This window comes from Nocardia sp. AB354 (genome assembly GCF_049538315.1).
GTDB classification, from domain to species: Bacteria; Actinomycetota; Actinomycetes; order Mycobacteriales; family Mycobacteriaceae; genus Nocardia; species Nocardia nova.
The window spans coordinates 16,183-34,529 of the sequence record NZ_JBMVFU010000030.1; the positions used below are offsets into that span (position 1 = coordinate 16,183).

Consider the following 18,347-nt stretch of genomic DNA (forward strand, 5'->3'; position numbering starts at 1 on the left):
GCCGGGCCGGGTTCAGATCAGGCTGATCTGCCCGGCCTGTTCGCTGCCCGCACCCGGTACCGGCTCCAGCAGCTGCGGACCATTGTTGCGCACCGAATTCACCAGCGGCGAGACCGGACGCGCGACGATGGACGAAATCACCTGCGCCTCAGGGGTTTCCAGCAATTCGTGTGGCGCCGGATGGTCGGGGTCGAGCCAGGCGTCCCAGTGTTCGCGCGGCATCATCAGCGGCATCCGATCGTGGATGCGGGTCAGATCGCCGACCGCGTCGGTGGTGAGGATCGTGCAGGACAGCAGCGGGGCCATATCCCGCTGCGCCGGATCCCGCCACACCGACCACAGGCCGGCCATGTACAGCCGGCGCCCCTCGGCATCCGACATGTAATACGGCTGCTTCACGGCCTTGCCGGAGCCGGTGGGGTGCGGTTCGGTGAGCCATTCGTACCAGCCGTCCATCGGAACCAGACAGCGACGCTTCTTCACCGAATCCCGGAACGAGGGCGCCGTGGCGGCGCGGTCGGCCCGGGCATTGAACAGCGGCTTGCCCTTGGCCGGAACTCCCGGTTCGGCGGCCTTCGTCCAGACCGGGATCAGCCCCCAGCGCATGCGGCGAATCCGCAGCGCCGGGTCGTCGTCGGGGTGGTTGTGGTCGTGACGGCGAACGACGGTGAGGATCTGATTCGTCGGGGCGACGTTGTAGTTGGCGCCGTGTCCGGATGTGCCGCCGGCACTCTTGTCACCAGCACCGGGCACCGGTTTTCCTGCGGCGGCGTCACTCGGCGCACCGTCCGCGGTCTCGTCGAGGGCGTCGAGTTCGACCGCCAGCCTGGCGGGATTCGCCGTGGTCGCATATCTGCCGCACATATCTCCATGCTGCCATCCGGGACCGACAGAATCCGTAGGCTCGGCCATACCCGCACAACGAGACGAATCCAACTGAAGGCGATTGACATCACATCGCGAATGTGAGAACTTTTTGCCACCACTCTCTCATTAGGGGTCGCCGAACCATGTCCACCACCGAGTCCACCGCCGCCACCGCGTCGGCACAGGCAGCCGAATCCGCTCGGCCCACCGAGCTCTCCTCTCTCAATCCGGCCACGGGCGAGGTCATCGCCACCCACCCCATCGCCGACGACGATGCGGTGCGGGCGGCCGTCGCCAAGGCCCGCGCGGCCGCCGCGACCTGGGGCGGCCTCAGCTTCGCCGATCGCAAGCGGGCGCTACTGCGCTGGTCCAGCCGCCTCGTCGCCCGTGCCGACGAATTCTGCGATCTGATCCACGCCGAGAACGGCAAGCCGCGCGACGACGCATACCTGGAATTGATGCTGGCCCTCGAACACATCGCCTGGGCCGCCAAGAACGCCGAGAAGGTTCTCAAACCGAAGAAGGTGTCGCCCGGCGCCCTGATGTCGAATTTCGCGGCGTCGATCGAGCAGCGGCCGCTGGGTGTGGTCGGCGTGATCGGCCCGTGGAATTACCCCGTCTACACCCCCAACGGCTCGCTGGCCTACGCGCTGGCCGCCGGCAACACCGTGGTGTTCAAGCCGAGTGAATACTCCACCGCCATCGGCAATTTCGTCGGCCAGGCCTTCGTGGACGCCAACCCCGACCTGCCCGAGGGCGTGTTCGTCACGATCAACGGATTCGGCGCGACCGGCGCCGCGCTGGTGCGCGCGGGAGTCGACAAGATCGCCTTCACCGGCTCCACCGCGACCGGTAAGAAGATCATGGCCGCCGCGGCCGAAACGCTGACTCCGGTGCTGCTGGAATGCGGCGGTAAGGATGCGGTGATCGTCGCCGCGGACGCCGATATCGCCGCCGCGGCCGACGCCGTCGCCTACGGCGCGACCATGAACAGCGGCCAGACCTGCGCCGGCGTGGAACGCGTCTACGTCGACAAGTCGATTCGCGAGCCGTTCGTGGCCGAGGTGAAGAAGATACTGTCGGACGTGCACGCCGGCTCCGACGCCAAGGCTTCCTACGGCCCGATGACCATGCCGTCGCAGGTCGACATCGTGCGCCGGCACATCGAATCGGCGCTGGCCAACGGCGGCACCGCGGTGCTGGGCGGCCCGGATTCGGTGCACGCGCCGTATATCGAGCCCGTGGTTCTGGTCGACGTGGACGAGAACTCGGATGCCGTGTGCGAAGAGACCTTCGGCCCGACCGTCACCATCCGCACCGTCGACACCATCGACGAGGCGGTCGACCTCGCGAACAACTCGAAGTACGGCCTGGGATCGGCGGTGTACTCGCGCAAGCACGGCCTCGAGATCGCCCGCCGGCTGCGCGCCGGAGCCACCTCGGTCAACTCGGTGCTCGGCTTCGCCGCCATCGCGTCGCTGCCCTTCGGCGGCGTCGGCGATTCCGGTATCGGCCGCATCCACGGTGCGCCCGGTCTGCTGGAGTTCACCAGCCCGCATTCGATCGCGGTGCAGCGCTTCGCGATTCCGGGTATGGCGCTGATGAGCTACAAGCGCACCGAGAGCACCATGAAGCTGCTGCGCAAGGTGGTTCCGCTGCTGCACGGACGCCACAAGTAGTCCGAATACGCACTGCCTCTCCCTCGGGCCCGCACCCAACGGTGCGGGCCCGATCGCGTGGTGAGATCGGGCGCGGCAACCGGCGCGTTCCCGGATGAGGCGGCAATTGTCCGAATCCAGCAAATAAACGAGCATACGTCGGAGATCACAAAACCGCGCTCCCTGCACACGGGTTCAGCTCTCATGCGCGAAGATGGTCCGGTGAGTTTCTGGCCCGCGCCCCACATCGACCATGCCGTGCACGCGACCGTCACCCTGCCCGGGTCCAAATCGATCACCAACCGGGCACTGATTCTCGCCGCGCTCGCGGACCGCCCCTCGACGATCACCGGCGCTCTGCGCAGCCGGGACACCGAGCTGATGATCGCGGGCTTACGCGCGATGGGCACCGAAATCACCGGTGACGGCGACACCCTCGCCGTCACCCCGCCGACGCACCTGCACAACGCCACCGTCGATTGCGGACTGGCGGGCACCGTGATGCGGTTCCTGCCGCCGGTGGCCGCGCTGGCGCACGGCGATGTCGCGTTCTTCGGCGACGAGCAGGCGCAGCTGCGTCCGCTGCACACGATCCTCGACGCGCTGCGCAGTCTCGGCGTCGACATCGACGGCAACACCCTGCCGTTCGTCGTGCACGGCGCCGGGACGCTGCGCGGCGGGCGGGTCACCATCGACGCCTCCGGTTCCTCGCAGTTCGTCTCCGGGCTGCTGTTGTCGGCGGCGCGTTTCGACACCGGGATCACCGTGCACCACGAGGGCGCGCCGCTGCCGTCCATGCCGCATATCGAGATGACGGTGCAGATGCTGCGGCAGGCCGGGGTCCGGGTGGAGGCACCCGCCGATCCGCGCAAGGAACAGGTCTGGACCATCGAACCCGGGCCGATCCACGCCGTCGACTGGGATGTCGAGCCGGATCTGTCCAACGCCACGCCGTTCCTGGCCGCGGCGGCGGTCACCGGCGGCGAGGTGACCATTCCGCACTGGCCGCAGCTGACCACACAGGCCGGTGACGTGATCCGCGAGATCCTGGTCCGGATGGGCGCCGAGGCGCGCCGTTACGACGGCAAACTCACCGTGCGCGGTCCGCAGTCCCTCGCCGGCATCGATATCGACCTGCACGACGTGGGCGAGCTGACGCCGACCGTCGCCGCGCTCGCCGCGCTGGCCGACTCCCCGTCGCGGCTGCGCGGCATCGCCCATCTGCGCGGACACGAAACCGATCGGCTGGCCGCGCTGACCACCGAGATCAACCGCCTCGGCGGCAACGTCACCGAAACCGAGGACGGGCTGAGCATCGAGCCGACCCCGCTGCAGGGCGGCCAGTGGCATTCCTACGCCGATCACCGAATGGCCACGGCGGGCGCGATTCTGGGCCTGCGCGTGCCCGGTATGAGCATCGAGGACATCGGCACCACCGCCAAGACGCTGCCCGAATTCGTCACCCTGTGGGAATCGATGCTGGCGGGCGCCGGCGCCTTATCGGGTGAGGGAGCGGCCCACTGAGGCGGCGGGAGTACGACGAATCCGATGTCCGGGTCCGCCCGGGCAGGGGTTCGCGTCCCCGCACCAAGACCCGGCCGGAACATCGAGATGCGGTGTCGGCCATGGTGGTTTCGGTCGATCGGGGACGCTGGGGGTGCGTGCTCGGCGACGATCCGGATCGCCGCGTGGTCGCGATGCGGGCGCGGGAACTGGGCCGCACCCCGATCGTGGTCGGCGATCAGGTGGATGTGGTCGGCGACCTGTCCGGCCGGCCCGACACGCTGGCGCGGATCGTGCGCGTCGCCGATCGCCGAACGGTGTTGCGCCGCACCGCCGATGACACCGACCCTTTCGAACGCATCGTGGTGTCGAACGCCGAACAGCTGTTCATCGTCGTGGCGCTGGCCGATCCGCCGCCTCGCACCGGCTTCGTCGAACGCGCCATGGTGGCCGCGTATGCCGGTGGGCTGCAACCGATTCTGTGCCTGACCAAACACGATCTGGCCGCCGATTCCGAATTCGCCGCCGAATTCGCCGATCTGGATCTGACCATCGTCTACGGCGGGCGTGACGATCCCCTGGAACCCGTTCGCGACCTCCTGCGGGATTCGCTGACCTGTCTGCTCGGCCACTCCGGCGTCGGCAAGTCGACGCTGGTGAATCGCCTTGTCCCCGAAGCGGAACGAGCCGTGGGCACGGTCTCCGGCGTCGGCAAGGGCCGCCACACCTCCACTCAGTCGGTGGCCCTGCCGCTGGAAGGCGGCGGCTGGGTCATCGACACCCCCGGTATCCGCTCCTTCGGCCTCGCCCACATCTCCCCCGACGACGTGATCGCCGCCTTCCCCGACCTGTCCGAGGCCATCGAGGACTGCCCCCGCGGCTGCACCCACCTCGGCCCACCCGCCGACCCGGAATGCGCGCTGGACGAACTGCCGGGCAAGGAGCGGCGGGTGGCGGCGATCCGGCTGTTGCTGACAGCGCTGAATTCCAACGATCCCTGGGTGGTCGGCGGCAGCTGAGCCCTCTGGGTCTGCAGGCGCGGGCAGGTGGCGCCGGAATGCGATACTTGGCATTGCACGAGACGTCCCGACGAGGAGGGAGGGCTGATGAGCGCGGAGCCGCTGCCTGCCTGGGTCGTCCCGCCGCCCGGCGGCTATACCGCCGATGACCTGGACAAGCTGCCCGACCTACCCCCGCACACCGAGCTGATCGATGGGAGTCTCGTCTTCGTGAGCCCGCAGATGAGATTCCATGCGCTGGTGATCGATCTGCTCGTGTCCGCGCTGCGATCGTCAGCGCCATCGGCCCTTCGGGTTCGAAGGGAAATGACGGTGACATTGGGCCCTCGGCAACGCCCGGAGCCAGACCTTATCGTCGTCCACGAATCGGCGGATCGTGGGGCTGACCAGACCACCTATCAGCCCGAGGATGTCGTCCTGGCGGTCGAAGTCGTTTCGCCGGATTCGATTGTGCGCGACCGCGAACGCAAACCGCAGTTGTATGCGCGCGCCGGGATTCCCCATTTTTGGCGTGTGGAAAACGACAACGGTCGCGCGGTGGTCTACATCTACGAACTGGACCCGGCCACCGGCCAATACACTCCCACCGGCATCCACCACGACCGGCTCGCACTGTCGGTGCCGTTCGAGCTGGACATCGACCTCACCGAGTATCAGCGGATGTGATCAGTCGGCGTGTTCCGGGCGCGGAGTCGCTGCCAGGCTCGCCTGCCCGATCCACTGCGGTACCTGCCGCCGAATCGACGCCGGGCCCACGATCTCGGTGGTTTCCTCCCGCAGCGCCGCTGCCCAGCTCCGGTCGCCGCGCCAGATCTCGGTGAGCTGCCGCAGCGTGCTGCGCACGGTTGCGGCGACCTCGAAACCGGGGTCGTAGTCGCAGACCGCCGCCGTTCCGCGCTCGACCACGAGCCACCAGTGCGCCTCCTTGCCGGGCACATCGGTGAACTCGACCTCCAGGACCGTGCGCTCCTCGGGCCACGCCCGGACCGGAATCGTGCGACGGATGTCCCACAGCAACAGGTGCGGATCCAGATCTCTGTCGCCGAGATCGCCGATCCAGCGCACCCCCCACGTCCCGAGCGCCTGGACGACGGTCGACAGTTCACGTCCGGCCTCGGTCAGGAGGTAGGCGGCCCGTCCGTCCGTACCGATCTCGCGACGCAGCACCCCCGACCGCTCCAGCGAGCGCAGACGCCGCGACAGCAGGGCGGGCGACATTTTCGGGTTGCCCCGCCGCAACTCGTTGAAATGCGTACTACCCAACAGTAATTCGCGGACGACCAGCAATGTCCATCGTTCGTCGAGGACATCCATTGCCTTGGCGATCGGGCAGAACTCCCCATAGCCGGACACACAACCAGTAGACCACTCGGCGCGCGCCGGGTACAGATGTTGAACTGGCCGGGGCCGCCCCGGCCGCCGGATGCTTGCGGTATGACAGCTATCCCTCACACCCAGCAACCATCCCCCGACATCACCGAACGCACCCACGCCCTCTGGGCTCTCGGCGACTACCCTCGCGTCGCGGACACCGTGATACCCGGCCTGGGCCGGCGCCTGGTCCGAGCCTGCGATATTCGTCCCGGCCTGCGCGTGCTCGACATCGCCGCCGGAGCGGGAAATGCGGCCATTCCGGCGGCCGAAGCCGGCGCGGACGTCGTCGCCAGTGACCTGACGCCGGAAATGTTCGAGGCCGGCAGGGCCGCGGCGGCCGCTCGCGGTGTCCATCTCACCTGGGAGGCCGCCGACGCCCAGGCGCTGCCGTACGCCGACGGCCGATTCGATGTCGCCATGTCCTGTGTGGGCATCATGTTCGCCCCGTCGCATCGGGCGGCCGCCGGCGAACTGCTCCGAGTGACCGCGCCGAATGCGACGATCGGGCTGATCAACTGGACGCCGGAAGGATTCATCGGCGAAATGTTCTCCATCGCCAAGCAGTTCGCACCGCCACCGCCGCCCGGAGCGCAATCGCCGCTGCTCTGGGGCACCGCCGACCATCTCCGGGACCTGTTCGGCGACCACGTCACCGATCTGCGGATACAGCGCGAATTCGCGACGGTGGAGTGTTTCGCCGACGGTGACCGGTTCCGCGACTTCTTCAAGGCCAACTACGGTCCCACGGTCGCTGTCTACCGGTCCCTGGCGGGCGACCCGGACCGCATCGCCGAGCTGGACCGCGCCCTCGCCGACCTGGCCGCTCGCCACGATCTCGGCGGCGGGCGGATGCGCTGGGAGTACCTCCTGGTCACCGGCCGGCGGGCGTGATCACCGGTCCGTGTCGCCGCGCGGCCGGATATTCGACGAAGCCGCCCGGTTGTGTGCGATCCGGCCGCGTCTACGCCGACGTCGGCAGCCGGCGCTCGCCGTGCGTGATCGCCGCGATCAGATCGTCGTAGCCGTTGACCAGTTCGGCCACCCGGAACCACGCAGCGTGCACTGCCAGATCGTCGGTGGTGGTCTCCAGCAGGTGCGCGGCACGGGCGTACGCCGCCATGAGCCGATCGATCACCGAACCGACGGTTTCGGTATGGATCGCGGTGCCGTGCCGATGCTGCGGGACGTGGGCTTCGATCCATCGATCGATCGCGCGCACAGTCTCGCGGCGCGACGCCTCGGCCGCGCGGCGATAGTCGGCATCGTGCGATTGGGCGGCACCGGTGTGCAGTTCCGCGAGGTGCCGCGCGAGCGGGTCCAGGTGATGTGCGGCGGGCCGCGAATCACGCACCGTTCGCAGCAGCATCTCGGCGGTGGGAAGATCCCCGACAACGTCGGCGCCGCCGCGCTCGAGCACCAGCAACGGCGACACCGTCGCCACCCGGGTGCCCTCGGGCCCCGGAACCTCACCGGTCATCGCGAGCACCGCCCCCGCGCTCGGAGGGGGATACCGCACCGGAGGCAGCCATCGCGGCCGTCTCGGTGACGCGGTGCGGCGAGAATTGCGACTTCGAGCACATCGGCAGCTCCTGGTCGGTCGTGTCGGCCTTCGACGAAGCCGACCGTATGCCCCGGATTAGCCGTTCGCCCCCCTGCTCGTTCCCGCTGTTGAGAAGTCACAGCCCTGATCGCCGCGGCGTGCTGACGGAGCACATAACCAGTGGTTGACTACGGCGTCAGCACCAGCCGCCCGCGCAATCCACCGGCGGACAACCGCTCATGCGCTTCGGCCGCGCGTTCGAGCGGAAGGACATCGGCGACCCGCAAACCCAGGCCGAGCGCCGCGAGTTCGCCGAGCGCGGTTCCGTCCGCCCGGATCCACTCCTGGTGAATTCTCATGCCGCGCAAGGGCAGAGGGGGCTGTCCGCCGGCCACCCCGGCGTAGGCGCCACCGTTGCGGACGGCGGCCGTCGCGCGAACCCCCAGGCCCGCGCCGTCCAGTGCGCCGTCGACACCGCCCGGAACCAGCGCCCGTATCTCCCCGGCGAGGTCGGCGCTCGCGCGAGACACGGTCCATTCGGCGCCGAGTCCGCGAACGAACGCCGCATCCTCATCGGCGACCTGCGCGACCACCCGCAGTCCGGCACGAACGCCCAGTTCGACCGCGAAGCCGCCCACCGCTCCGGCCGCGCCCGTCACCAGCAGGGTGTCACCGGCGCGAAGGTCGAGCAGCGCGAACGCCTGGTGTGCGGTCAGCGCATTCAGCGGCAGGGTGGCCGCTTCCGTCGCATCCACACCCGGCGGTGCCGGTGCGACCGCATCGGTATCGAGCACCAGATACTCGGCATACGCACCCAGCGACCGGTCGAGCAGATCACGTAATCCGACAACGCGTTGTCCCGCCGCGAATGTCGTCACCTCCGGGCCGACGCGGTCGACGATTCCCGCAGCGTCCCAGCCGATTCCGATGATTTCGCGCGGCGCCATCAGTCCCGCCTCGATCAGGGCGCCGCTGCGGGTCGCGATATCCACCGGATTGACCGCGGCCGCCTCCACCCGGATCCGCACCTGGCGCGGCCCGGGTTCGGGAATCGCCACCCGCACCACCTCGAGTGCCTCCGGGCCGCCCACGCGGCGAACGACCACTGCCCGCATGCTGTTTCCAGAAGTCATGCTGTCAACTTATGGAGAGCTACTCTCCATAAGGAAGTACGCACTCGAAGGTGCGTATCCCACTTCGAGGAGAGCCGTGGCCACCCGAACCGCCGCCCAACGCCGCGCCCAGGCCGGCGTCGAATACGACGCGTACCTGGCGCAATGTCCCGCACGCCAACTACTCGACCGCATCGCCGACAAATGGGTGAGCCTGGCCGTCAATGCCCTCGCCGACGGCCCCCAGCGCTACAGCGACCTGCAACGCCGCCTCGCCAGCATCAGCCAGAAGATGCTCACCCAAACCCTGCGCAACCTCGAACGCGACGGCCTGGTCTGCCGCACCGTCACTCCCGCGGTCCCGGTTCGCGTCGACTACGAACTAACCCCACTCGGCCGCTCACTGCTACCGGTGATGCGCGCGGTCAAAGACTGGGCCGAGGAGAACATGGACCACGTCCACGCCGCCCGCGAACACTACGACCAGCAGACCGAAACCGCGTAGCGGCTTCTCGCCGGGTATCGTTCGCCGAAATTACCGGCGGCGCTTGGACTTCGGGGGCTTGGACTGCTTGGACCGGTCACGTTCCGCTTCACGACGCTCGCGGCGGGTCATGCCGGTCGAGGGGGTGTCGCCGTATTCCTGAGCGGCACTGCGGACTTCGGCGTGGCCGCCCTCGTCCGGACCGGAGAAGCTGAGGCCGCGCGGGCCGGATTCGTCGATTCCCTTGGCGCGCAGAGCCGCCGGGGCGTTCTCGGCGGCGCCGTTGCCCTGGGGTACTGCCGGGGCGGGATGGGTGGCGCCCACCGGGGAACGCAGGCCGGCACCGACCGCGGGCTGCGGTTCGGGAGCCTGCTGAACCTCCACCTGGAGGTTGAACAGGAAGCCGACCGACTCCTCCTTCAGGCCCTCGAGCATGGCGGCGAACATGTCGAAACCCTCGCGCTGGTATTCGACGAGCGGATCGCGCTGCGCCATCGCGCGCAGGCCGATGCCCTCCTTGAGGTAGTCCATCTCGTAGAGGTGTTCACGCCACTTGCGGTCCAGGACCGACAGCAGCACCTGGCGCTCCAGGTTGCGCATACTGCCCGCGCCGGCCAGATCGTCGATCTCCTTCTCACGCCGCGCGTAGGCGTCGTGCGCGTCGTCGAGAATGGCGTCGAGCAGCTCCTCGCGGCTCAGTTCGCCGATCTCACCGTCTTCGGTCTCACCGGTCAGATCCTGGTATTCGATGCCCACCGGGTACAGCGTCTTGAGGGCAGTCCACAGCTTGGCCAGATCCCAATCCTCGACGTAGCCCTCGGCGGTGGCGCCGTTGACGTAGGCCGTGATCACGTCGGTGATCATCGACTGAACCTGGCCCTCCATATCCTCGCCGGCCAGGATGCGCTGGCGCTCGGCGTAGATGACGGTGCGCTGCTGGTTCATCACCTCGTCGTACTTCAGAACGTTCTTGCGGATTTCGAAGTTCTGCTGTTCGACCTGGGTCTGGGCGCTCTTGATCGCCCGCGAGACCATCTTGGCTTCGATCGGCACGTCGTCGGGCAGGTTGAGCCGGGTCATGATCGACTCCAGGGCCGCACCGTTGAAGCGCCGCATCAGCTCGTCGCCGAGCGAGAGGTAGAAGCGCGACTCGCCCGGGTCGCCCTGGCGGCCGGCACGACCGCGCAGCTGGTTGTCGATACGTCGCGACTCGTGCCGCTCGGTGCCCAGCACGTAGAGGCCGCCGGCGTCGCGCACCAGATCGGCGTCGTCTTCGACCTGCCGCTTGACCTGCTCCAGCGCGGGCAGCCAGTTGGCCTCGTAGTCGTCCGGCGTCTCGACCGGATCCAGGCCCTGCCGACGAAGCAGCGTATCGGTGATGATGTCGGGGTTACCGCCGAGCACGATGTCGGTACCACGGCCGGCCATATTCGTCGCCACGGTGACCGCGCCCGGACGGCCGGCCTCGGCGATGATCTGCGCTTCCTGTTCGTGGAACTTCGCGTTCAGCACGTTGTGCGGGATGCCGCGCTTGGTGAGCAGCTTCGACAGGTACTCCGACCGCTCCACCGAGGTGGTACCGATCAGCACCGGCTGGTTCTGCTCGTGCCGCTCGGCGATGTCGTCGGCGACCGCGGCGAATTTCGATTCCTCGGTCTTGTAGATCAGGTCCGCCTGATCCATACGGATCATCGGCTTGTTGGTGGGGATCGGCACGACACCGAGGCCGTAGGTCTGGTGGAGCTCGGCCGCCTCGGTTTCGGCGGTACCGGTCATACCGGACAATTTGTCGTAGAGGCGGAAATAGTTCTGCAGCGTGATAGTGGCCAGCGTCTGATTTTCCGGCTGGATCTCCACGCCCTCTTTGGCCTCGATGGCCTGGTGCATGCCCTCGTTGTAGCGACGGCCGACCAGAATGCGGCCGGTGAATTCGTCGACGATGATGACCTCGCCGTTGCGGACGATGTAATCCTTGTCGCGAACGTAGAGTTCCTTCGCCTTGATCGCGTTGTTCAGATAGCTGACCAGCGGCGAGTTGGCGGCCTCGTACAGATTGTCGATACCGAGCTGATCCTCGACGAATTCGACACCGGCCTCGTGCACGCCGATGGTGCGCTTCTTGATGTCGACCTCGTAGTGCACATCCTTCTTCAAAAGCGGTGCAATACGGGCGAATTCGGCATACCACTTACTCGACGCATCGGCCGGGCCGGAAATGATCAGCGGCGTCCGGGCCTCGTCGATCAGAATCGAGTCGACCTCGTCGACCACGGCGAAGTTGTGCCCACGCTGGACCAGATCGTCCAGCGAATGGGTCATGTTGTCGCGCAGATAATCGAAGCCGAATTCGTTGTTCGTGCCGTAGGTGATATCGGCGCCGTAGGCCGCACGCCGCTCGGCGGGGCTCATCCCGGAGAGGATCGCGCCGACCTGCAGGCCGAGGAAACGGTGCACGCGCCCCATCCACTCGGAGTCACGACGGGCCAGATAGTCGTTGGTGGTGACGATGTGGACGCCGTCGCCGCTGATCGCGTTGAGATAGGCGGGCAGCACCGAGGTGAGTGTCTTACCTTCACCGGTTTTCATCTCGGCGACATTGCCGATGTGCAGGGCCGCGCCACCCATCACCTGCACCTTGTAATGCTTCTGATTCAGCACGCGCCAGGAGGCCTCGCGCGCGGTGGCGAAAGCTTCGAGCAGCAACTCGTCCAGAGATTCGCCGTCGATGTAGCGCTGTTTGAATTCGTCGGTCTTGGCCCGCAGTTCCGCGTCGGTGAGATCGGCGTACTCGTCTTCCAGACCGAGAACTTCGTCGGCCAGATGCGCGAGCCGCTTGACGGTGCGACCCTCACCAAAACGTAGCAACCTCGTCAGTGTCAGCGCAGGCACGGGTCTCGTCAGTCCTCTGGTCGATGTTGTCGTCTTGCAGTGCTACATCTTCGGCACACCGCACTACTCGCGGCATACCGAAGCCCCGCCACATCGTATGGGCGAAATCCCCGGCGCGCGGATAAGCGGCATCGTCCATGGTAATGCGGCCTCCATCGTAGGCGCCGCCGCGTCGGAACATCCACGGACAGCCGCGGCCCATCGGGGCCCGGCAGTGATCGATCACACTTCGGCACGACACGCGCCCGCGATCACCGCATGCGCAAGGCACTCATCCGCCAATGCCCGCGGCGCAGCACCAGCCGCGCGGCGACGGCGAAACGGCGCTGCCCCCGCTCGTATCCGCCGCACACCTCCGCAGCACTCGCGGTGACCTCGGCGAGCTTCACGGTGACGAGCACCGCCGTACCGAGGCGGCGCTCCGCGGCGGCGGTGCGGGCGAGCGTTTCGACGGCGGCCAGCACGGTCGGCTCCACCACCGGACGTAACTGCCCGAGCGGACGCCGCCCGTCGATGACCTCGAGCACCAGGCGCAGCGACCGCTCCGCGAACTGCGCTGCGGCTGTACCGATCTCGTCCCCGCCGCATATGTCGGACGACACCGGCACACCCGCGCCGGACCCCGGCGAGCGGCCGTCGTGCGCGGACCGGCGCGGGGTCCGCAGTCGCGGCACGACGTGCGCGGCCGTCCCCCGATCGAGCGACTTTCCCGCAGTCGCGCCACCGGAACTCCTCGGATCCAACGGCGGTTCGAATACCGGCGCGCGGCGGGCGCGACGGGTGTATACCGGGCTTGCAGAAGACTCGAGCATTCGACACTCCCCCTGGTCGGCATGCTTGGGCACGGATCGAACCAGCATGCCATGCGCGGCGTCGACGACGGCGGAATTCCGACGCCGACGCGACAAGTCCCACACAGTCACGCGCGCAAGGTTTGTGTCACTCCACAATGGAGAGCGGCAACGGAGAGGAGCCCGGACAGCGTGATCACGAGACTGACGCCGCAGGACGCGTCGTTCTTCCGGCTCGAGTCGAGCAGCAATCCCATGCACATCGGCTCTCTCGCGATCGTGCGCGTCGCCCCCGAGGACCCCGGCGACGGATCTCCGTGCGTGGACTACCAGACGTTGCTGGACCTGGTCGACAGCCGGTTGTCGATGGTGCCCCGCTACCGCCGCAAGGTCCGTGAGGTCCCGTTCAAGGTGGGGCGCCCGGTCTGGGTCGAGGACAGCCGCTTCGACCTCACCTATCACGTGCGGCGATCGGCGCTGCCGGCTCCGGGCTCCGACGAGCAGCTCTACGAACTGGTCGGGCGGCTGTCGTCGCGACCGCTCGACCCGAGCCGGCCGCTGTGGGAGATGTATCTGATCGAAGGCCTGTCCGAGGACCGCTGCGCGATCTTCACCAAAACCCATTCGGCGCTGGTGGATGGTGAGACCGCGCTCGAGATCGGCCACGTCATCCTGGACTCGGGGCCCTCGCCGCGGGTGGTCGCACCCGATACCTGGGTGGCCCACCGCGAACCCGGCGACATGGAACTGCTGGGCATGTCACTGGCCGAAATAGCGACCCAGCCCGCGACGGCATGGGAAGTCGTCCGCGATGCCGGAGCCAACGCGTCGGCGGTGGTGGCGGCCGCGGGCAAGGCGGTCGACGCCGCGGTCGACCGGGTGCGCGCGGCCGGGCGGACGGCGCCCGACAGCCCCTTCAACACCTCGATCTCGCGGTGCCGCCGGTTCGACATCGCACGGACCGACCTCGAGGACTATCGCCGCATTCGAAGACACTTCGGCTGCTCCATCAACGACGCCATCCTGGCCGTGGTGACCGGCGCGCTGCGGATATTCCTGCAATCGCGCGGTGAGGTGCTGGTCGGATCGGCGGTGCTGCGCGCGGTGGTACCGATGTCGGTCTACGTCGACGGGGCACCCGACGACGTGAGCCCGGCCAGCGAGGTCTCCTCGTTCCTGATCGATCTGCCGGTGGGAGAGCAGAATCCGGTGATGCGGCTGTCGCACATCTCGCATGCCACGGCCGAGAATGCCCGGCATCGGCGCGCCGTGCGGGCGCGCACCCTGGTTCACATGGCCGGCTTCGCCCCGGCCAGCCTGCACGCGATGAGCGTGCGGGCGGCGAGTACGTTCGCAGAACACACATTCAACTTGGTGATCACCAACGCCCCGGGTCCGCAGCGGCCGATGTATATCGGCGGCGCACGGATGCTGGAGATGTATCCGGTATCGCCGTTGCTGCGCAATCAGGCGTCGAGCATCGGAATCACGTCCTACGACGGACGTGTGTTCTACGGTCTCAATGCCGACCGCGAGGCGATGGCCGATATCGCCGTACTGGCGGCGGCGGTGCGCGAATCCATGGAGGAGATGCTCGGTGCCTGCGTCTGATCAGGGCAAGCTACGCGTCTATGTCCCGGCCACCATCGCCATGCTCCGAGAGCTGGTGGCGCAGCGCGAAATTCGCGCGGTGAACGACACCGCCTTCGCGGTCACCCCCGCGTTGCGCGAGGCCTACGCCTCCGGCGACGACGAGGAACTGGCCGAGGTGGCGATGGGTGAGGCGGCGCGCGCATCGCTGCGGCTGCTCGCCGAGGAACGCGAATCCGCACTGCTGCACGCCGACGACGGCGATGCCGAACCGGAGGACGGAACAGATCCGGACGCCGCCGAAGACACCGGATCGTCGTATTCGGCCCCCGTCTACCGCCGTGCCGTGATCGCCGCCGATGTGACGGGCACGACCCTGCGCCCGGATCTCGACGATGCGGTGGTCCGGCTGTCCGGGCCGATCACCTACAAGCGCATCGCCTCGGTGCACGTCGATCTGGCCGAGGCCGAACCTCAGGTCGCGAAGGCCGTCGACGTCGTCGACGCGGCCGACCTGGGCGATCCGGACGCGGAATTCGTGCTGGGCGACGCGGAGGATCACCAGCTGGCTTGGTACGCGGCACAGGAGTTGCCGTTCCTGCTCGACCTCCTCTGATCCGCCCGCTAACCTACGATGCCGTAACCTTGGCTCGAAGGGTGCGCCGCAGGCGCGTGATCACAGGAAATGAGCATTCGCACGATGGTGTCGAAATCGGTACAAGGCCTGCGGGCATGGCTCGAGGCCCCGGTCGCCGACGCGAAGATGGCCGGGCGGACGCGCCTGGACGCGCTGCGCGGCGCGGCGGCCCGCATCACCACCCCGCTGCTGCCCGATGACTATCTGCATCTGGTGAATCCGCTGTGGTCGGCGCGGGAACTGCGCGGACGGATCATCGAGGTCCGCAAGGAGACCGCCGATTCGGTGACCCTGGTGATCAAGCCGGGCTGGGGTTTCGATTTCACCTTCACCCCCGGTCAGTACATCGGCATCGGTGTCCTGGTCGAGGGGCGCTGGCACTGGCGGTCGTATTCGCTGACCTGCCCGCCGGACTGGACCCATCGCGACAACCGCGCCGAACGAGTGATCTCGATCGCGGTGAAGGCGATGCCGGAGGGCTTCCTGTCCAGCCATCTGGTCAACGGCGTGCCGCAGGGCACGGTGGTTCGCCTGGCCGCGCCGCAGGGCGGATTCGTCCTGCCGGAGCCCCCGCCGGCGAAGGTGTTGTTCATCACCGCCGGCAGCGGCATCACCCCGGTGATGGCGATGCTGCGGACCATGGACCGCCGCGCCGCCGACCGCACCGACGGCGACGCGATGGACGACATCGTGCACATCCACTCCGCCCGGACCGCCGAGGACGTCATGTTCGGCGCGGAACTGCGGGCGCTGCACGACAAGCATCCCGGCTTCACCGCACACATCCACCTCACCGGCGAGCAGGGCAAATTCGATCTGGCCGATCTCGACAGCCGATTCCCGGACTGGCGCGAGCGCGAGACCTGGGCCTGCGGTCCGGCCGGTCTGCTCAACGATGTCGAGAAGCATTGGGCCGCAGCGGGTATCAGCGACAAGCTGCATGTCGAGCGGTTCGAGGTGGAACGTTCGGCGGTCGGCGAGGGCGGCACGGTCACCTTCGCCCGCACCGATCGCAGCGCCGAGGTCGACGGCGCCACCAGCCTGCTCGAGGCCGGTGAGGCCGCGGGCGTGCAGATGCCGTTCGGCTGCCGGATGGGTATCTGCCAGACCTGCGTGGTCACCCTGACCGACGGACATGTGCGCGATCTGCGCAACGGCGCCGAACACCAGGCCGGGGAGAAAATCCAGACCTGCATCTCGGCCGCGGCCGGCGACTGCACCCTGGACGTGTGAGTCGCGTTCCGGTGGTGTTCACCCGTTCGCCCCGCGGCGGCGCGAGCGATCACCACCGGTTACCGATACTCTGAAGAGGACAAGACCGAGACCTCCCACCGAAGCGCAGCGGAGCCCATGCCGCCGAAGCGCGGGGGAGGCAGTCCATCGAAGCGCAGCGGAGGCAATCCGATACCGGCCCGCCGACGCGATGCAGAGGCATTCATTCGACACCGCCGGAGCGAAGCGGAGGCATTGCAGGACCGTGGCCATCACCGACATCAAGGCGTATTCGCATCTGACGGCTGCCGATATCGACACATTGGGGCAGGAACTCGACACCATCCGCCGCACGGTCGAGCAATCGCTGGGTGAGCGCGACGCCGCCTACATCCGGCGCACCATCCGCGCCCAGCGCACGCTCGAGGCCGCCGGCCGCGCGGTCCTGTTCGCCGGACGCAACAAATGGGCCTGGGTCGCGGGCACCGCGATGTTGTCGGTGGCCAAGATCATCGAGAATATGGAGCTCGGGCACAACGTCAGCCACGGGCAATGGGACTGGATGAACGACCCGGAGATCCACTCCACCAGCTGGGAGTGGGATATGACCGGCACCTCCGGACAGTGGAAACGGGCGCACAACTTCTCGCACCACACCTACACCAACATCGTCGGCATGGACGACGACGTGGGCTTCGGCATCCTGCGCATGACCCGCGACGAAGAGTGGAAGCCGATCAATCTCGCTCAGCCGGTGGCGAATCTGATCCTGGCCGCGCTCTTCGAGTGGGGTATCGCCCTGCACGATCTGAAGATCGAGAAACAGCAGACCAGAGTTCCGCGCAGCGACCTGCTGTCCGAACCCAACCGGCAGTTCCTGCGCAAGGCCGGCCGCCAGGTCGCCAAGGACTTCGTGGTCTTTCCGCTGCTGAGCGGTCCGGGCTGGAAAGCGACGCTGAAGGCCAACGCGACGGCCAACCTGATCCGCAATCTGTGGGCGTACGCCGTGATCTTCTGCGGGCATTTCCCGGACGGCGCCGAGAAATTCACCCAGGAGCAGTTCGCGGACGAAACCCGGGCGGAATGGTATCTGCGGCAGATGCTGGGCAGTGCCAACTTCCAGGCCGGCACGGCGATGGCCTTCATGAGCGGCAATCTGTGCTACCAGATCGAGCATCACCTCTTTCCGGACATTCCGAGCAATCGGTATCCGGAGATCGCCGAACAGGTCCGCCAACTCTGCGACAAGTACGACCTGCCGTACACCACGGGATCGCTGGGCAAACAATATGCCCTGGCGTTCCGCACGATTCACAAACTGGCGCTGCCCGACCGATTCCTGCGCCGGACCGCGGACGACGCCCCGGAGACGTCGTCGGAACGCAAATTCTCGCTGCTGACCCGCCCGTTGACGGCCGGTACCGAAGAGCCGCTGTCCGGCGTCGACCCGCTCACCGGAAGGCGGCAGGGATTGCGGTCGGCAATGGTGGAAGCCAAGGCCGCACTGCGCGAGAAGGCACGGCAGGAAAAGGAGGCGCTGCGCGAAGCCAAGCTCGCTCTGCAGGAAAAGGCTCGGGCCGAGAAGCAGATACTCCGGCGCCGCGGACTGCGGGGACGAGCGACCGTTCGCGTCCGGTTGCGGCAACAGCGAAGGCGACTAACCTAAGCCAT

16 protein-coding genes are annotated in these 18,347 nt (G+C 67.6%); 10 read left to right on the forward strand and 6 right to left on the reverse strand.

Annotated elements, in window-relative coordinates; all coding sequences use genetic code 11:
* Positions 1–12 precede the first annotated feature (12 nt).
* Positions 13–864: an SOS response-associated peptidase gene (locus ACPCUW_RS30740; RefSeq protein ID WP_423428700.1), complete on the reverse strand. Its 852-nt coding sequence runs from the start codon at positions 862–864 to the stop codon at positions 13–15.
* A gap of 146 nt (positions 865–1,010) precedes the next feature.
* Here ACPCUW_RS30740 and ACPCUW_RS30745 point away from each other — a divergent pair, with 146 nt between their 5' ends.
* The 4 genes from ACPCUW_RS30745 to ACPCUW_RS30760 all read left to right on the forward strand — a co-directional run bounded on the left by ACPCUW_RS30745 (position 1,011) and on the right by ACPCUW_RS30760 (position 5,713).
* The gene (locus tag ACPCUW_RS30745; protein ID WP_063010746.1) at positions 1,011–2,546 is read left to right on the forward strand and encodes an aldehyde dehydrogenase family protein; all 1,536 of its coding nucleotides are present in this window, start codon (positions 1,011–1,013) and stop codon (positions 2,544–2,546) included.
* Between the two features lie 183 nt (positions 2,547–2,729).
* Positions 2,730–4,049 carry a 3-phosphoshikimate 1-carboxyvinyltransferase gene (aroA, locus tag ACPCUW_RS30750; protein WP_423428702.1) on the forward strand — a complete coding sequence of 440 codons (1,320 nt, stop codon included), beginning with the start codon at positions 2,730–2,732 and terminating at the stop codon, positions 4,047–4,049.
* Positions 4,046–5,047: a ribosome small subunit-dependent GTPase A gene (gene rsgA, locus ACPCUW_RS30755; protein ID WP_063010750.1), complete on the forward strand. Its 1,002-nt coding sequence runs from the start codon at positions 4,046–4,048 to the stop codon at positions 5,045–5,047. Before aroA ends, rsgA begins: the two co-directional genes overlap by 4 nt.
* An 87-nt stretch (positions 5,048–5,134) precedes the next feature.
* Positions 5,135–5,713: a Uma2 family endonuclease gene (locus ACPCUW_RS30760; protein ID WP_063025189.1), complete on the forward strand. Its 579-nt coding sequence runs from the start codon at positions 5,135–5,137 to the stop codon at positions 5,711–5,713.
* Here ACPCUW_RS30760 and ACPCUW_RS30765 read toward each other — a convergent pair whose 3' ends face one another.
* Positions 5,714–6,400 carry a winged helix-turn-helix transcriptional regulator gene (locus tag ACPCUW_RS30765; protein ID WP_063010754.1) on the reverse strand — a complete coding sequence of 229 codons (687 nt, stop codon included), beginning with the start codon at positions 6,398–6,400 and terminating at the stop codon, positions 5,714–5,716.
* Between the two features lie 81 nt (positions 6,401–6,481).
* Here ACPCUW_RS30765 and ACPCUW_RS30770 point away from each other — a divergent pair, with 81 nt between their 5' ends.
* Positions 6,482–7,312, forward strand: a complete 831-nt coding sequence (locus ACPCUW_RS30770; protein ID WP_063010756.1) for a class I SAM-dependent methyltransferase — start codon at positions 6,482–6,484, stop codon at positions 7,310–7,312.
* 70 nt (positions 7,313–7,382) lie between these two features.
* Here ACPCUW_RS30770 and ACPCUW_RS30775 read toward each other — a convergent pair whose 3' ends face one another.
* The gene (locus ACPCUW_RS30775; RefSeq protein ID WP_146098632.1) at positions 7,383–7,898 is read right to left on the reverse strand and encodes a DUF4254 domain-containing protein; all 516 of its coding nucleotides are present in this window, start codon (positions 7,896–7,898) and stop codon (positions 7,383–7,385) included.
* A 251-nt stretch (positions 7,899–8,149) separates the two neighbouring features.
* Complete coding sequence (locus tag ACPCUW_RS30780) at positions 8,150–9,094, reverse strand: NADP-dependent oxidoreductase (protein ID WP_423428705.1); 945 nt, start codon at positions 9,092–9,094, stop codon at positions 8,150–8,152.
* Between the two features lie 76 nt (positions 9,095–9,170).
* Between ACPCUW_RS30780 and ACPCUW_RS30785 the strand changes: the two genes are divergently transcribed.
* Positions 9,171–9,578 carry a winged helix-turn-helix transcriptional regulator gene (locus ACPCUW_RS30785; protein ID WP_063010762.1) on the forward strand — a complete coding sequence of 136 codons (408 nt, stop codon included), beginning with the start codon at positions 9,171–9,173 and terminating at the stop codon, positions 9,576–9,578.
* Between the two features lie 30 nt (positions 9,579–9,608).
* On the opposite strand, the gene secA is transcribed toward ACPCUW_RS30785, so the two are convergent.
* Together secA and ACPCUW_RS30795 are read right to left on the reverse strand one after the other, a co-directional pair.
* Entirely contained in the window at positions 9,609–12,446 is a 2,838-nt protein-coding gene (secA, locus tag ACPCUW_RS30790; protein ID WP_423428707.1) for a preprotein translocase subunit SecA, read from the reverse strand.
* 251 nt (positions 12,447–12,697) lie between these two features.
* Positions 12,698–13,048 (reverse strand): Rv3235 family protein, encoded by a 351-nt coding sequence (locus ACPCUW_RS30795; protein WP_423428709.1) that lies wholly within the window; start codon positions 13,046–13,048, stop codon positions 12,698–12,700.
* 381 nt (positions 13,049–13,429) lie between these two features.
* On the opposite strand from ACPCUW_RS30795, the gene ACPCUW_RS30800 reads away from it, so the two are divergent.
* From ACPCUW_RS30800 to ACPCUW_RS30815, 4 genes are all read left to right on the forward strand, one after another.
* Positions 13,430–14,848, forward strand: coding sequence for a WS/DGAT/MGAT family O-acyltransferase (locus tag ACPCUW_RS30800; RefSeq protein WP_423428710.1), 1,419 nt, complete (start codon positions 13,430–13,432; stop codon positions 14,846–14,848).
* The gene (locus ACPCUW_RS30805; RefSeq protein ID WP_393533227.1) at positions 14,835–15,443 is read left to right on the forward strand and encodes a DUF6912 family protein; all 609 of its coding nucleotides are present in this window, start codon (positions 14,835–14,837) and stop codon (positions 15,441–15,443) included. The genes ACPCUW_RS30800 and ACPCUW_RS30805 overlap by 14 nt, the downstream gene beginning before the upstream one ends.
* An 84-nt stretch (positions 15,444–15,527) precedes the next feature.
* Positions 15,528–16,697, forward strand: coding sequence for a ferredoxin reductase (locus ACPCUW_RS30810; protein ID WP_423428766.1), 1,170 nt, complete (start codon positions 15,528–15,530; stop codon positions 16,695–16,697).
* A gap of 244 nt (positions 16,698–16,941) precedes the next feature.
* Positions 16,942–18,342, forward strand: coding sequence for a fatty acid desaturase family protein (locus tag ACPCUW_RS30815; RefSeq protein WP_423428712.1), 1,401 nt, complete (start codon positions 16,942–16,944; stop codon positions 18,340–18,342).
* Positions 18,343–18,347: the final 5 nt, after the last annotated feature.

Excerpts from the sequence above, each read along its gene's own strand:
- ACPCUW_RS30810 (WP_423428766.1), top strand. The coding sequence starts at position 15,528 with ATGGTGTCGAAATCGGTACAAGGCCTGCGGGCATGGCTCGAGGCCCCG.
- aroA (WP_423428702.1), top strand. The coding sequence starts at position 2,730 with ATGCGCGAAGATGGTCCGGTGAGTTTCTGGCCCGCGCCCCACATCGAC.
- ACPCUW_RS30745 (WP_063010746.1), top strand. The coding sequence starts at position 1,011 with ATGTCCACCACCGAGTCCACCGCCGCCACCGCGTCGGCACAGGCAGCC.
- ACPCUW_RS30770 (WP_063010756.1), top strand. The coding sequence starts at position 6,482 with ATGACAGCTATCCCTCACACCCAGCAACCATCCCCCGACATCACCGAA.
- ACPCUW_RS30760 (WP_063025189.1), top strand. The coding sequence starts at position 5,135 with ATGAGCGCGGAGCCGCTGCCTGCCTGGGTCGTCCCGCCGCCCGGCGGC.
- ACPCUW_RS30775 (WP_146098632.1), bottom strand. The coding sequence starts at position 7,898 with ATGACCGGTGAGGTTCCGGGGCCCGAGGGCACCCGGGTGGCGACGGTG.
- ACPCUW_RS30740 (WP_423428700.1), bottom strand. The coding sequence starts at position 864 with ATGTGCGGCAGATATGCGACCACGGCGAATCCCGCCAGGCTGGCGGTC.
- ACPCUW_RS30780 (WP_423428705.1), bottom strand. The coding sequence starts at position 9,094 with ATGACTTCTGGAAACAGCATGCGGGCAGTGGTCGTTCGCCGCGTGGGC.